At 71.5% G+C, this 14,394-nt stretch carries 16 protein-coding genes and 1 tRNA gene; 6 read left to right on the forward strand and 11 right to left on the reverse strand.

Going from position 1 to position 14,394, the window contains the following annotated elements:
• Positions 1-101 precede the first annotated feature (101 nt).
• From DFJ66_RS20200 to DFJ66_RS20230, 7 genes are all read right to left on the reverse strand, one after another.
• The gene (locus DFJ66_RS20200) at positions 102-3,071 is read right to left on the reverse strand and encodes a UvrD-helicase domain-containing protein (protein WP_121223250.1); all 2,970 of its coding nucleotides are present in this window, start codon (positions 3,069-3,071) and stop codon (positions 102-104) included.
• A 22-nt stretch (positions 3,072-3,093) separates the two neighbouring features.
• Positions 3,094-3,900: a PIG-L family deacetylase gene (locus DFJ66_RS20205; RefSeq protein ID WP_121223251.1), complete on the reverse strand. Its 807-nt coding sequence runs from the start codon at positions 3,898-3,900 to the stop codon at positions 3,094-3,096.
• A gap of 120 nt (positions 3,901-4,020) precedes the next feature.
• Positions 4,021-4,093: transfer RNA gene (locus DFJ66_RS20210), tRNA-Ala, on the reverse strand.
• A 72-nt stretch (positions 4,094-4,165) separates the two neighbouring features.
• Entirely contained in the window at positions 4,166-4,828 is a 663-nt protein-coding gene (sepX, locus tag DFJ66_RS20215; RefSeq protein ID WP_121223252.1) for a divisome protein SepX/GlpR, read from the reverse strand.
• 152 nt (positions 4,829-4,980) lie between these two features.
• A complete protein-coding gene (locus tag DFJ66_RS20220; protein ID WP_121223253.1) occupies positions 4,981-5,643 on the reverse strand; it encodes a GNAT family N-acetyltransferase in 663 nt (220 codons plus the stop codon).
• Between the two features lie 27 nt (positions 5,644-5,670).
• Positions 5,671-6,894: a molybdotransferase-like divisome protein Glp gene (glp, locus tag DFJ66_RS20225; RefSeq protein WP_121223254.1), complete on the reverse strand. Its 1,224-nt coding sequence runs from the start codon at positions 6,892-6,894 to the stop codon at positions 5,671-5,673.
• 14 nt (positions 6,895-6,908) lie between these two features.
• Positions 6,909-7,790: a UTP--glucose-1-phosphate uridylyltransferase gene (locus DFJ66_RS20230; protein ID WP_121223255.1), complete on the reverse strand. Its 882-nt coding sequence runs from the start codon at positions 7,788-7,790 to the stop codon at positions 6,909-6,911.
• Between the two features lie 38 nt (positions 7,791-7,828).
• On the opposite strand from DFJ66_RS20230, the gene DFJ66_RS20235 reads away from it, so the two are divergent.
• From DFJ66_RS20235 to mscL, 6 genes are all read left to right on the forward strand, one after another.
• Positions 7,829-8,392 (forward strand): 5-formyltetrahydrofolate cyclo-ligase, encoded by a 564-nt coding sequence (locus DFJ66_RS20235; RefSeq protein WP_121223256.1) that lies wholly within the window; start codon positions 7,829-7,831, stop codon positions 8,390-8,392.
• Positions 8,393-8,508: 116 nt separating this feature from the next.
• Positions 8,509-8,799 (forward strand): FmdB family zinc ribbon protein, encoded by a 291-nt coding sequence (locus tag DFJ66_RS20240; RefSeq protein WP_121223257.1) that lies wholly within the window; start codon positions 8,509-8,511, stop codon positions 8,797-8,799.
• Positions 8,800-8,889: 90 nt separating this feature from the next.
• Complete coding sequence (locus DFJ66_RS20245; protein WP_121223258.1) at positions 8,890-9,393, forward strand: SAF domain-containing protein; 504 nt, start codon at positions 8,890-8,892, stop codon at positions 9,391-9,393.
• Between the two features lie 98 nt (positions 9,394-9,491).
• Complete coding sequence (locus tag DFJ66_RS20250; RefSeq protein WP_121223259.1) at positions 9,492-9,911, forward strand: glyoxalase superfamily protein; 420 nt, start codon at positions 9,492-9,494, stop codon at positions 9,909-9,911.
• A gap of 4 nt (positions 9,912-9,915) precedes the next feature.
• Complete coding sequence (locus DFJ66_RS20255) at positions 9,916-10,857, forward strand: RNA polymerase subunit sigma-70 (RefSeq protein ID WP_121223260.1); 942 nt, start codon at positions 9,916-9,918, stop codon at positions 10,855-10,857.
• Between the two features lie 91 nt (positions 10,858-10,948).
• Positions 10,949-11,350 carry a large-conductance mechanosensitive channel protein MscL gene (gene mscL, locus DFJ66_RS20260; RefSeq protein ID WP_121223261.1) on the forward strand — a complete coding sequence of 134 codons (402 nt, stop codon included), beginning with the start codon at positions 10,949-10,951 and terminating at the stop codon, positions 11,348-11,350.
• Positions 11,351-11,728: 378 nt separating this feature from the next.
• Here mscL and DFJ66_RS20265 read toward each other — a convergent pair whose 3' ends face one another.
• The 4 genes from DFJ66_RS20265 to DFJ66_RS20280 are packed head-to-tail and all read right to left on the reverse strand — an operon-like array spanning position 11,729 to position 14,181.
• Positions 11,729-11,914 (reverse strand): hypothetical protein, encoded by a 186-nt coding sequence (locus DFJ66_RS20265; RefSeq protein WP_121223262.1) that lies wholly within the window; start codon positions 11,912-11,914, stop codon positions 11,729-11,731.
• Complete coding sequence (locus tag DFJ66_RS20270) at positions 11,911-12,411, reverse strand: MogA/MoaB family molybdenum cofactor biosynthesis protein (protein ID WP_121223263.1); 501 nt, start codon at positions 12,409-12,411, stop codon at positions 11,911-11,913. Before DFJ66_RS20270 ends, DFJ66_RS20265 begins: the two co-directional genes overlap by 4 nt.
• Positions 12,412-12,461: 50 nt before the next feature.
• Entirely contained in the window at positions 12,462-13,463 is a 1,002-nt protein-coding gene (locus DFJ66_RS20275; protein WP_121223264.1) for a sensor histidine kinase, read from the reverse strand.
• 25 nt (positions 13,464-13,488) lie between these two features.
• Positions 13,489-14,181: a response regulator transcription factor gene (locus DFJ66_RS20280; protein ID WP_211351238.1), complete on the reverse strand. Its 693-nt coding sequence runs from the start codon at positions 14,179-14,181 to the stop codon at positions 13,489-13,491.
• Between the last annotated feature and the right edge of the window lie 213 nt (positions 14,182-14,394).

Here is a 14,394-nt window from a genome sequence, read left to right on the forward strand (position 1 = left end):
CGGGGCCGTGCTCTCGACGCTAGCCGGCTGGGCGGCTCGGCGGATATGCCAGTTCTGTCATAACACCGGGTTATGGTCCATACCACTCGTGATCTTGGACTTCAGAAGAGGCTGACCTGCGTCCCCGCGCGCCGGCGCTGGGGCTGCGCGTCGCCGATCCGCCGGAAGTCGCCGAGGTCGGCCAGGAACGGCGAGCGCGGCCGGGCCGAGGTGTGGCTGAGGAACAGGTGCCGCTGCGCCCGCGTCATCCCGACGAACAGCAGGCGGCGCTCCTCGTCGGTGTCGTCGTCCTGGCCGGGCCACCGCAGGGGCAGCAGGCCGTCCTCGCAGCCGACGATGAAGACGACGGGGAACTCCAGCCCCTTGGACGCGTGCAGCGTCAGCAGGGAGATCCGGTCCGCGCGCGGGTCCCACGTGTCGACTTCGACGCCGAGCGCGAGCGTGGTGTGGAACCGCTCGAAGTCCGTGCCGCAGTCCAGCGCCAACGGCTTGAGCAGTTCGTAGGCGGCGTGATCCTCACCCGCGACCGCTTTGATCCGGTCCACAACGGACTCGCCGGCGGCGAACGGCAGTTCCCGCACGATCCGCGCCACCCCGGGCCGGTCCAGCAACCGGTCGTGCGACCGCTTCTGGAACGGGAGGCCGGACCGGGTGAGCGCGTCCACCAGCGCCTTGGACTGCCGGTCGGTCCGGTACAGCACGGCGAAGTCGGAGAACCCGAGCCCCTGCGTGCCGTCGGAGGTCACCCGCCCGCTGTCGAACGCGTGGAACGAGGTCCCGCCCAGCACCTGCTCGATCGTCCGCGCCACGAACGCCGCCTCAGCCTGCTCGGAGGCGGCGTGGTGCACGCCGATCGGCGCGTCCCCGTGGTCCCCCAACGGTTCCAGCGCACGGCCAGGCACCAGCGTCGACGGCGAGACCACGTTCAACGCACCCCGCACCACCGCCGGGCTGGACCGGTAGTTGCGGGTCAGGTGCACCACCCGCGCGCCCGGGAAGTCCTCCTGGAACCGCAGGAAGAAGCCGACGTCCGCGCCCCGGAACCGGTAGATCGCCTGGTCCGGGTCGCCGATCGCGGTGAGGTTGCCGTCGCTGGGCGCGAGCAGCTCGAGCAGCCGGTACTGGCGTTCGTCGACGTCCTGGTACTCGTCGACGGAGATCCACCGGAAGCGGGCGCGGTAGGCGTCGACCAGGTCGGGCCGGGATTCGAGGAGGCCGAGCGGCAGCCCGACCAGGTCGTCGAAGTCCACCAAGTCCAGCGCCCGCAGTGCTTTCTTGTAAACCTCGGCCCCTTCGGCGACCAGCCGCCGAGCCTCCTTGTCGTCCCCGCACACCGTGCGCGCGACCTCGACCTGGCGGTCGGGATCCGCGACGCCGAACGAGGGCGACAACCCGACGTCCGCGTGGTGCTCCTGAAGGATGCGGACCCCCAGCGAATGGAACGTAGCCACCGTGACCCTCGCCCCGAGCACCTCCAGCCGCTCAGCCATCTCCTCGGCGGCACGACGGGTGAAGGTGATCGCGAGACACTCGTCGGCCGGCGCACCGCGCTCAAGGACCAGATGCGCGATCCGGTGGGTCAGCGTCCGCGTCTTACCGGTGCCAGGCCCAGCGATGATCAACAACGGCCCGCCACCGCTGCCGGCCGCCTCCCGCTGCTCCGGATCAAGCCACTCGAGCAGACCGGCGGGTTTCCCGTCCACGACGGGTTCCGGGGCAGTGATCGGCGGCGCGGGCACAGGTGCCACGGCCACCGCCACCTTCGCGGTCGGTGCTTCCACAGCCGGCGCCGCGAAGTCGAACAACGACAGCGCCGACCCCCGCCGCTCCAACTCCCCCGGCTCGAACAGCCGGATCACGCCGTACTCCCCGTCATACCCGGCATCCCGCACGACCTGCCCACGCCGCAACCGCTCCACAGCCTCACCCACCAGCGTGGAGTGCGCCGCGAGGTCGTCCACCGGCACGTCCTGCAAGATCGACAGCTCCGGCCCGAACGCCGCCGTCAGCCGGTCGACCTCCGACAGCACCTTCTTGCTCTTCGGCCCCGTCCCGACGATCTCGCTCACGATCTCCGGCAACGGCACCAGGTTCACGAACCCGGCCACCCCACCGGGCCGGAACCCCGGCTCCCGGTCGGCCAGCTCCTCGACCCGGCTCAGCACCCCCACCGTCAACGGCTTCCCGCACACCGGGCAGATCCCGTTGTGCGCCAACGTCTCGACGGGCTCCATCCGCACCCCGCACTTGCGGTGGCCGTCGACGTGGTACTTGCCCTCCTCGGGGAAGAACTCGATCGACCCGGCGTGCCCGTCCCCGGTCTCCAGCGCCCGCCGCACGGAGTGGTAGTCCAGCGAGGTGTCGAACACGGTCGCCTCGCGGCCCAGCGCGGGCGGCGAGTGGGCGTCGGAGTTGCTGACCAGGCGGTAGCGGTCCAGGGACGAGACGCGCCAGTTCATCTCCGGGTCGCTGGACAGGCCCGTCTCCACGGCGAACACGTGCTCGGCGAGGTCGGCGTAGCAGTCCGCCACGGCGTCGAAGCCGGATTTCGAGCCCAGCACTGCGAACCACGGCGTCCACACGTGCGCCGGGACCAGGTAGCCGCCGCACTCCAGCGTGATCTCGAGCAGGTCGCGCGAGTCGAGGCCGAGGATGGGACGCCCGTCCGAGGCGATGTTGCCGATGCGCGCCAGCCGCCGGTTGAACTCGGCCGCCGAGTCCAGGTCGGGCATGTACACGAGGTGGTGCACCTTGCGGGTGCGGCCGTCGCGTTTGTAGATGGTGGAGATCTCCACGGACAGCATGAACCGCACCGTCCGGCCGGCCAGCGACGGTGGCAGCGTGCGGTCGATGTCGCGGTCCAGGTCGTCGCGCAGCCGGAACAGGCCGGGCTCGGCGGGGACCAGCGCGTCGCGCAGGTGGTCGTGCCACGCCGGGTGGGTGAAGTCGCCGGTGCCGACCAGCGAGATCCCCTTGCGGCGGGCCCACCAGGTCAGGTGTTCGAGGTCGCAGTCCCGGCTGCACGCCCGCGAGTACTTGGAGTGGATGTGGAGATCGGCCACGAATCGCACCGCGCAAATGGTAGCGGCACGACTACACCGTGAAGTCCGGCGGCGGCGTCCACGGGTCACCGGCTTCGAACACGCGCTGCCGGTACTGGCGGCCCATCACGTCGTCCCAGGCGTCGGGCGGCACCATCGGGTCATGCGGCCGGTACGCGTGCCACACCGCGGTCTTCTCGTCCTTCCAGTACCCAACCCAGTTCTCCGGCCGCTGCCTGATCACATACCCGTCGTACTCGTCACGCCGCACCCACGTCCGCCCGTCACCGTCCAGGTCGGCCAGCGACGCCAGGATCGCGCCGGCGACGTGGTCCACGTGGTCCCGGTCGGTCTCACGGTGCCCGACGGTGCTCAACGTCCGCACGTAGTCCGGCTGTGCCGTGGCCAGGACGTCGTGCAGCATGCCGATGAACGACGCGCGCGTGTAGGGGGCGCGTCCGTCGATGGGTTGCGCGACGAAGTTCTCGTCCAACACCATCCGCGCCAAGTCCCCGGTCTGGTCGCTACCCCCGGCGGCGTGGACGAACGTGAACAACAACCGCACCCGTGTGCCGTCCAACGTGTTCGTGGCGACCTGATGTCCACCCAGCTGCAACGCTTCGAACGTCCATTGGTTCGCCACATGCGCCGCACGCGCATAGGCGGCCCGTGCACCATGGATGCGCATGTCTGCGTACTCCATGCCACACACAGGAAACCCGTCACCGCATAACAGGTCTCCAGCGGTCAGGTACACCACCCACACGTCATAGCCGGCCTGCACGTCGGACAGGACGTCCGGGTTCATGAACAGCAGGTCGTCGTCCGGGTGCGCGACAAAGCTCACGGTGGTGGTCATCGCATCCCCTCTCCCACAGGAGGAAGGAGGCGCACAAGCGCAACGGGATACGACCAAAGCAAACAGGACGGAGACCGGCTCACCGGCATCCGTCCTGGGTTCGTGCACGTAGTACTTCGGTGGAGCTGAGGGGAATCGAACCCCTGACCTACTCGATGCGAACGAGTCGCGCTACCAACTGCGCTACAGCCCCGTGTTCAGTTGTCGTTCTCGGTCGTGCGGCGAAAGCATATCAGGCGTCGGGGGGTGGTTTCGCCACCCCCCTCTACTCGCCCACGGCCCGTCGGTACGGCAGGGCCTCCGGGCCGTCGAGCTCGACGAACACCGGGTCCTCGTCGTCGGCGTCCACCACGACCGTGCCGGGGCGGACGTGGTGTTCGAAGCGCGGTTGCGGGGACAGGCCCGGCTCCTCCTCGACCTCGTGCTCGTGCTCCTCCTCCGCGACGACCGCCGGGCGCGGGGTCGGGCGGCGGCGGGACTGGGCGAGGCGGGCGAGGCGGCGGGCGCGGATGTCCTCCTCGATGCGGACCTGGCGGCGCAGGTACACGAGGTAACCGACGAGGGTCAGGTCGACGGCCGCGTGGCCCCACCACGCCAGCGGGTACAGCACGCCCGCGACCACGCCCGTGACCAGGGCGAGCAGCAGCAGCGTGCCCACGACGCGGCGGCGGAACGCGTACTTCGCCTGCGCCACGATCGCCGCGGTCTCCGGGTCGAAGCCGCCGCGGCCGGGCCGGTAGGGCCGGTGCGCGACCTCCTCGAACTCCGCGTCGGCGTAGTCGTCGTACTCGTCGAACTCGGCGTCGGGCATGGCGTCGTACCCCTCCTCCATGCTGGTCCGCGCGTCGGCGCGCTTGCGCGCCACCATCGGGACGAGGACGACCAGCCAGGCCACCACCAGTCCCACGATGATCAGCGAACTCGGCATCCTCGTCACCTCCCCCTACCCGCGCGGACTTCGTACGCCACGCTAGTCACAACAGTCACACCTGTGTCGGAGACTCGCCGACCGGCGTACGTACCAAAGTGTGGTCTATCACCCACTTTCGGGTGATCCGAATAAGCCGCTCGGCCCGCTGATCAGGCGGTTCGGGCGAACCCGGCGGCGACCAACCGGCGTACCAACCCCTCGGGGGACGCCTCCTCCGCGGTCATCGCGAAGCACAGGTGGTCGCGCCAGTCACCGGCCACGTCGAGGTAGCGCAGGAACAGCCCCTCCTCGCGGAAACCGGCCTTGGCCAGCACCCGCAGGCTGGCCTTGTTCTCCGGCCGCACGGTGGCTTCCAGCCGGTGCAGCCCGGCCTCGCCGAAGCAGTGGTCCACGACCAGCGCCAGCGCCGCCGTCGCCACGCCGCCCCGGGCCCGGTCCGCCGCGACCCAGTACCCGACCCACGCCGAGCGCAGGGACCCGCGGACGATGTTGCCCACGGTGATCTGCCCGGCCAGGTGGCCGTCCACGGTGATCACGAACGGCAGCGCCTGGCCGCGTCGGGCCAGGGACTTCAGGGACGACCACTGCGCCGGCCACGACATGGCGGAGTTGCGCTCGGGCCAGCCGTCGACGGCGGTGGGCTCCCACTCCTCCAGGTAGGCCTGGTCGCGCATCCGGATCCGCGACCACGCGGAGGCGTCGAACAGCTTGGGCGGGCGCAGCGCGACGACACCGGCCTCGACCCGCAGCGGACCGAGCCGCGCGGGCCAGCCGGGGTGTCTGCCGCCTTCCCACGCGAGACCCGCGCCCATCCCCATCCGTCCAACGCTTCCCGGGTACTAGCTCTTCTGGGCCAGGAAGCTGACCAGCACTTCCTCGCCCGCCGCCACGTCCGTCACGTCCTGGTCGACCATGATCAGGCAGTTGGCCTCGGCGAGCGAGGCCAGCAGGTGCGCACCGGAGGTACCCAGCGGCTGCACGAGGTACTCGCCGTTGTCGGCGTCGCGCAGCAGCTGGCCGCGCAGGAAGCCGCGCCGACCCTTGGTGGAGGTCAGCGGCGACAGCAGCCGCGCGCCCACCGCCCGCCGGTACGGGTTGCGCTTGCCCAGCGCGGCCCGGATCAGCGGGCGGACCAGCACCTCGAACACGACCAGGGCGCTCATCGGGTTCGCGGGCAGCAGGAACGTGGGCACCGCGTCCGGCCCGAGCCGCCCGAAGCCCTGCACCGAACCGGGGTGCATGGCCACGCGCGTGCAGTCGACGTCGCCGAGGTCGGCGAGCGCGGCACGCACCTCGTCGCCCACGACGCCGCCGACCCCGCCCGCGATGACCACGATCTCGGACAGCAGCAACCGTCCCTCGACGACTTCGCGCAGCTTGCGCGGGTCGACCGACATGATCCCGACCCGGCTGACCTCGGCGCCCGCGTCCCGCGCGGCGGCGGCCAGCGCGTAGGAGTTGACGTCGTAGACCTGGCCCTGGCCGGGGGTGCGGTCCACGTCGACCAGTTCCTCGCCGACGGAGATCACCGACACCCGCGGCCGGGGGTGGACCAGGACCTTGTTGCGCCCCACGGCGGCCAGCAGGCCGACCTGGGCCGCGCCGATGGTCGCGCCGCGGCGGACGGCGACGTCACCGGTCTGCACGTCCTCGCCGGTGCGCCGCACGAACGCCGCAGAGGGCACCGGCCGGTGGACGGTCACCTTCGCCGCGTGCCCGTCGGTGTAGCCCAACGGCACGACGGCGTCGGCCAGGGTCGGCAGGGGCGCGCCGGTCGCGACCCGGACCGCCTGGCCCGGCTGCAACCGTCTGGGCTGGCGGGAGCCGGCGGGGATCTCGCCGACCACCGGCAACACGACCGGCTCACCGCCGGCGGCCTGCACGTCCACGCTGCGCACCGCGTAGCCGTCCACCGCCGCCTGGTCGAACCCGGGCAACGCGCGCTCCGCGACGACCTCCTCCGCGCAGAGCAGGCCCTGCGACTCGGAGATCGCCACGCGCACCGGGGCGGGCCGCACGGCGGCGGCGATCACCCTGGCGAGCTGCTCTTCCACTGACCTCATGTGCCGACCCTCGTTCAGGAGTTGCCGAGGCGTTCCCGCAACCACTCCCCCAGCTCGGGCCCGTAGTCCGGGTGCTCGAGTGCGAAGTCAACCGCAGCCTTGAGGAATCCGGCCGGATTGCCCAGGTCGTGTCGCCCACCCCGGTGGACCACGACATGCACGGGGTGGCCCTCGGCGATCAGCAGCGCGATGGCGTCGGTGAGCTGGAGCTCGCCGCCCGCGCCGGGCGTGATGCGCTTGAGGGCGTCGAAGATCGCCCGGTCGAGCAGGTACCGGCCGGCCGCCGCGAAGGTGGAGGGGGCGTCCTCGGGCTTGGGCTTCTCGACCATGCCGACGACCTGCTTGACGTCGTCGTCCCCGGTGTCGCGGACGTCGAAGACGCCGTAGGCGGAGATCTGCTCCTTGGGGATGTCGAACGCGCACAGCACGCTGCCGCCGAACCGCTCGCGTGCCTCGGCCATGCGGGTCAGGACGCCCGTGGGCAGCACGAGGTCGTCGGGGAGGAGGACGGCGACGGCCTCGTCGTCGCCGGTCAGGTTGCCCTCGGCGCAGCCGACGGCGTGGCCGAGGCCCAGGGCCTTGTCCTGGATGGCGGTTTCGACCTTGATCAGGTTCGGCGCCCGGCGGACCTTCTCGACCAGGTCGGTCTTGCCGCGCGCTTCGAGCGTCTGTTCCAGCTCGGGCTGGGGGCGGAAGTACTCGGCCACCGCGTCCTTGCCCGGTGAGGTGACGATGACGAGCTTGGTCGCCCCGGCTTGTGCTGCCTCGGTGGCGACCAGTTCGATCCCCGGGGTGTCGACGACCGGCAGCAACTCCTTGGGCACCGCCTTGGTGGTGGGGAGGAAGCGCGTGCCCAGTCCCGCCGCGGGCACGATTGCTGTCTGGAAGGCGCTCATGGACAGCGAGCGTAACGGCGTGGTCAGGGGAATCCGCGATGACGTCCTGTGAACGTAACCGGAAGACGACGGAGCGCACACGGCTGCTCGCGGAACGACGGGGCGCTTCGCCCGCGCCGTTGACGTCGGTCGTGGTGTCCGCGGTCGCGGATTTCGGCGTTGCACCTGGTCAGACGGTGTGCGCTTATCTGGCGGTCGGAGGTGAGCCCGGGTCGGTGGAGATGCTCGACGCGCTGCGGTCGGCGGGGTACCGGGTGTTGCTGCCGATCGTGGTGGGGGCGGCGCCGCTGGACTGGGCGGAGTACGACGGGTCGTTGCGGCCGGGCCCGTACGGGCTGCGGGAGCCCGCCGGGGCGGCGTTGGGGCCTTCGGCGATCGGTTCGGCGGCGTTGGTGCTGGTCCCGGCGTTGGCGGTGGATCACCGGGGTGTCCGGCTGGGGCGCGGGGGCGGGCACTACGACCGGTCGCTGCCGATGGCCCGGTGCCCTCTGGTGGCCGTGGTCCGCGAGTCGGAGTTCGTTCCTTCGCTGCCTCGGGAGGAGCACGACGTGCTGATGGACGCCGTGCTGACGCCTTCAGGGCTGGTGCGGCTGCCTTTGTGACGTTTCCGTTGTGACGTTGACCTGTGATGTTTGCGCCACGTATGCCGGCCGGCGCATCATCGTGGTTGGCACTCTGGGCGTCCGAGTGCCAGACCAGGACCGTGGAGGGGCGACCAGTGCCGACCTACCAGTACGCATGCACCGAGTGCGACCACCGGTTCGAAGCGGTGCAGTCCTTCTCCGACTCGGCGCTCACCGAGTGCCCGGAGTGCAAGGGCAAGCTGCGCAAGCTCTACGGCGCGGTGGGCGTCGTGTTCAAGGGCAGCGGCTTCTACCGGACCGACAACCGGACGTCGTCGTCTTCGTCCTCCTCTTCTTCTTCGAAGAGCGAGTCTTCTTCGAAGAGCGAGTCGAAGCCGGCCTCGACGTCGTCGTCGTCCTCGACCCCGGCCGCCGCGGCGTCGTAACTTTCCCCAAGTTGTCCACAGCCCCCGAGTTGTCCACAACTCGGGGGTTCGTGCTTTTCCGACCCTCGATCCTTCCCTACCGTCGAACCCATGAACACGACTCGAAGGATCTTGGCGGCACTGTTCCTGCTGGTAGCGGTGGTTGTCGCGGCGTGGCCCGGCCCGGTCGGGGTGGAGGTCGCGGTGGCGGCGCGGGACCTCGCGGCGGGGGTGCCGCTCACTCCCGGGGATGTGGTTGTCCACCGAATACCCCCCGAGTTGTCCCCAGGCGGGGCGGTCGGTCCACAGCAGGCGGTGGGGCGTGCGCTGGTGTCGCCGGCGCGGGCCGGTGAGCCGCTGACAGACCTGCGCCTGTCGGCGGAGAACCCGGACACGGCGTCCGTCGCCGTGCGGTTGGGCGATCCGTCCGTGGCGGGTCTGCTCACCACAGGCGCGCGTGTCGACGTGGTGGCGCAGGACCGCGTGCTGGCCGAGTCGGCGTCGGTGGTGGCGGTCCGGGGCGGCGAGGTCGCCGTGCTGAACCTGGACCGCGCGGCGGCAACACGGGTCGCGTCCGAGTCGCTGGCCCAACCGGTGGCGCTGACACTGCGCTGACCTGCGTCTTCAAAAAAGTCATCGCCGCACCGATGAGTGTTGCTCGCGGCCGACGTTCCACTCGGTGTAGGCAACAGGCACTCGCGAAGGAGCACACCGTGGACTGGAAGTTGGAAGTGGTCGTCGTCCCCGTGGCCGATGTCGACCGCGCGAAGGAGTTCTACGCCGACAAGCTCGGCTTCACCGTCGACAACGACCACCGCGCCGGTGACGCGTTCCGGGTCGTCCAGGTGACACCGCCCGGGTCGGGGTGCTCGATCGTCTTCGGCAAGGGCCTGGGCGGCGGGGTGGAGCCGGGTTCGCTGAAGGGCAACCACCTGGTGGTCGCCGACATCGAGGCCGCCGCCGCGCACCTCGACGCGGCGGGCATCAAGCACTCCGGCGTCCAGCACTTCGAGGACGGCGGGATGGTGCCCGGTCCGGACCCGGCGAACGCCGACTACAACAGCTTCGTCTACTTCGACGACCCGGACGGCAACACGTGGGCCGTCCAGCAGGTGGCGAAGGCCGTGCGCTGACGCCATGGACCTCGACGTGGACCTCGACCTGGACGAGGCGTTCCGCCGGCACCGGCGGGAGCTGCACGTCCACTGCTACCGGATGCTCGCCTCCTACGAGGAGGCCGAGGACGCGGTGCAGGAGACGCTGCTGCGGGCGTGGAAGGGGCGGGAGACGTTCGACGGCGGCAACGTGCGGGCGTGGCTGTACCGGATCGCGACCACGACGTGCCTGGACGCGATCCGGTCCCGGGCGCGCAAGCCGGTGACGGCGCAACAGGAGGTGAGCTGGCTGACCCCGTACCCGGACACGCTGCTCGCCCCGGCGGAGGACGAGCCGGACGTGGTGGCGGTGGCGCGGGAGACGGTCGAGCTGGCCTTCCTCGCCGCGCTCCAGGTGCTGCCGCCCCGGCAACGAGCCGCGCTGCTGGCCAAGGAGGTGCTCGACATGTCGGCGAAGGAGACCGCCGACCTGCTGGACCTGAGCGTCGCCGCGACCAACAGCGCCCTCCAACGCGCCCGCGCGACGATGCGGCAGCACCTGCCGTCGCACCGCCACGAGTGGTCCGCGCCCGAGCCCAGTCCGGCCGAACGCGACCTGCTCGACCGGTTCATCGACGCGCACCAGCGCTGCGACGCCGCCGCGGCGGTGGCGATCGCGGCGGAGGACCTGCGCGTCACCATGCCGCCGCTGCCGCTGTGCTTCGACGGCCTGGCCGCCGTGGCGCCGTTGATGGAGCGTGCACTGGGTCCCGACCGGGACGGCGACTGGCGGTTGCTGCCGACCGGCGTGAACCGGATGCCCGCGGCGGCGAGCTACCTGCGTCGGCCTGGGGACACCCTGTTCCGGCCGTTCAAGCTCGACGTCCTGCGCGTCGAGGGCGACCGCATCGCCGAGATCACCACCTTCGGCACAACCCTGTTCCCGCTCCTCAACCTGCCCCCCACCCTCACCCCGACCGACTGATCCGACACAGGTACCGCTGTGTCACAGGAAGGAGCGCAACCGGTTACCCTCCGCTAGCCCCCAAGTGTCCCCCCGAACGGAGGAGCCGGTCGTGATCAAAGGCTTCAAAGACTTCCTCATGCGCGGCAACGTGATCGACCTCGCGGTCGCGGTCGTGATCGGCGCGGCGTTCAGCGCGATCGTCACCGCGTTCACGAACAACCTGATCAACCCGGTCGTCGCGCTGTTCGGCGGCAACAACGTCGCCGGCCTGGCCGTCCAGCTCGGCAGCACGGAGAAGACGACCGTCGACTTCGGCGCGATCATCACGGCGACGATCAACTTCCTGATCGTCGCGGCGGTCGTCTACTTCATCTTCGTCATGCCCATGAACAAGATCAAGGAACGCCGCAAGCGGGGCGAAGAGCCCGGCCCGGCCGAGCCGACGGACGTGGAACTCCTCAAGGAGATCCGCGACCTGCTGGCCGCCCAGCAACGCCAGAACCTGAACTGACCCCTACAGCAACCGGGCTTCCCCTCCAGCCCACCCAACGCCGTCCCGCCCGCCGGCCGGGCGGCGGCGCTGGCCACGCACCGCCCAAGCCCTCGGACCGGCACCCACACCAGCACCCCGGCAGCCGTGGTCATCCCTGCGCTGGCCATCTCCGGGCGGTGGCCATCTCCGCGCGCTGGCCGGCCCCGCGCAGTTACCGGGGCCGCGCGGTTGCTGGCCCCGCACGGTTGCCGGGGCCGCGCGGTTGCCGGCGCCGAGATCGGCCGCGCCTTCCCGTTCCGTCCCCGAAGCGACCATCGCCCAGCTCGGAAGCGTGGTCTTGCCGCGGTGGGCCCACTCGACGGCTGATCGCGGTCGCGGGCTTTCGTGGTGTGGGGGCTACTCGTGGTGCGGGGGGCGGTTCTCGCGGTACCACTGCTCGTCGCGGGCGGCGGGGGTCGGTTCGTCCGGGGAGTCCGGCAGGACCTCGCCGAAGACCTCCGCCAGCCGGCGACGACGCGCCGCCTCGGCGGCGGCCGAGGTGGCTGCTGCCGAGGCGGGGGCGTCGTCGGCCGGGTCGGTCATGCCTCGTCCAGGCCCGAGAGCTGTTCGATCACGTACGGCACGAGGGCCGACAGGGTGGCCATGCCGTCGCGCACCGCCGACCGCGAACCGGCCAGGTTCACCACCAGGGTGCTGCCCGAGATCCCCACGAGCCCGCGCGAGATGCCCGCGTCCACCGCGCCCGCCGCCAGCCCGGACGCCCGCAGGGCCTCCGCGATGCCCGCGATCGGGCGGTCCAGCACGCCTTGCGTCGCGTCGGGTGTGACGTCGCGCGGCGACACCCCCGTGCCGCCCACGGTGACCACCAGGTCGACGCCACCGATGACGGCCGTGTTCAGCGCGGCGCGGATGCCCACGACCTCGCCCTCCACCGCGACGGTGCCGTCGACGATGAATCCCGCTTCCTCCAGCAGCTCGGTGACCAGCGGCCCCGTGCTGTCCTCGTGCTCACCGTGCGCTACCCGGTCGTCCACGATCACGACCAGGGCACGTCCCAGGCGCTGAGCGCTGCGTTCCATGCGAATCACCGTACCCAGTGGACCGACCGGGCCGGCTCCCGGACACGGCGTCACGCGGTGCGCAACGGCAACCGGACTTCGAAGCGGCAGCCCGCGCCGTGGTTGCAGGCGTCGATCGTGCCCCGGTGCGCTTCCACCAGACCGCGTGCGATCGCCAGGCCCAGCCCGCCGCCGACCGGCTGCCGGCTGGGCGTGCCGCGGAAGGCCACGTCGAACACGCGCGGCAAGTCCGCCTCCGGGATGCCGCCGCACGCGTCGTCCACGCGGACCAACGCCTCCGCGCCCTCGACGTCCACCTGCACCGCGACCGTCCCGTCCGGCGGCGTGTGCCGGATCGCGTTGGCCAGCAGGTTGCGCACCACGCGCGCCAGCTCGGGGTCCGAGCCCAGCACCACCGGCCACGTCACGGCGTCCGCCCGCAGCTCGACCCCCTTGCGCGCCGCGACGGCCCGCTCCGCCGCCACGACGTCGCTCACCACGTCCGCCAACGGCACCTCGGACAACGTCAACCGCAGCGCGCCGGCGGTGATCCGGGACAGCTCGAACAGGTCGTCCACCATCCCGGACAGCTGGCGGGCCTCCGCCGAGATCCGGCCCGCGTAGTCCGCGACCTCGGCCGGCTGCGTCACGACGCCGTCCGCCAACGCCTCCGCCATGGCGCGGATGCCGGCCAACGGCGTGCGCAGGTCGTGGCTGATCCACGCCACGAGTTCCCGCCGCGACGCCTCCGCCGCCCGCTCCCGGGCACGCGCCTCCCGCTCCCACACGCTGCGCCGCGCGATGGACCGCCCCAGCACCACCGCCGCCGGGACGGTGACCAGCGCGACCAGCCCGCACACCAGCACGGTCGTGACCAGCGTCGACGTGAACATGAACCCGCTGACCGCGAGCACGCCGCCGACCGTCGCCACCACCGGCACGATCGCGAGGACCGTCAACGCCGCCGCCAACGACCCGCGCACGAACCGCCGCAACAGCAACGCACCCAGCACCGCGAGCGGCAACGAGAACAGCACCGCGTACGGGAGGATGTGCGAGATCTCGACGAGCATCAGCCGCTCCTGCCCCAGGCGAACATCAAGCGCTCCTGTCCCACCGGTAGCCGACGCCCCACACCGTGGCGATGCGCGACGGCCGCGCCGCGTCGACCTCGACCTTCTCGCGCAGGCGTCGCACGTGGACGGTCACCGTGGACTGGTCGCCGAACTCCCACCCCCACACGCGCGACAGCAGCTCGGCGCGCGAGAACGCCGTCCCCGGGTGGGTCAGGAAGAAGACCAGCAGGTCGAACTCGCGCGTGGTCAACGCCAGCTCGACGCCGTCGCGCCAGGCCGTGTGCGCGCCGACGTCCACCCGCAGGTCCCCGTCGACCAGCACGGACGGCGACGCGGACGCGGCGGCGCGGGACCTGCGCAGCACCGACGTCACCCGCAGCGCCAGCTCGCGGGGGCTGAAGGGCTTGGTGACGTAGTCGTCCGCGCCGAGGGTCAAGCCGGCGATGCGGTCCTCCTCCTGGCCGAGGGCGGTCAGCATCACCAGCGGGACCGCACTGCGCAGCCGCAGGCGGCGGCACACCTCCAGGCCGTCGATCCCGGGCAGCATCAGGTCGAGCACGACGAGGTCGGGCTCCCGCTCGGCGACGCGCCGCAACGCCTGCTCGCCGTCGCCGACGAGCTCGACGTGGTGCCCGGCCAACTCCAGGTACCGCCGCACGACGTCCCGCACGGTCATGTCGTCGTCCACGACCAGCACGCGCCCGGTCTCGCTCACCGCCCCACGGTACGGCCGGATGGGACGCCAGAGCCGGCCCACGCCCAGGCCGTCACCACCTCGTAAGCCCCGAGCCCGCACCGCACCCGCCCAAAGCCGCAACCGCACGCGCGAGCCCGCACCGCACGCCCGAGGCCGCACCGCACGCGCGAATCGGTCCGCCGGCGCACCTACCCGCTCCACCAAACTCCGGCGGGCCGCCTCCGAGTAAGC

The organism is Saccharothrix variisporea (assembly GCF_003634995.1).
Taxonomy (GTDB): domain Bacteria; phylum Actinomycetota; class Actinomycetes; order Mycobacteriales; family Pseudonocardiaceae; genus Actinosynnema; species Actinosynnema variisporeum.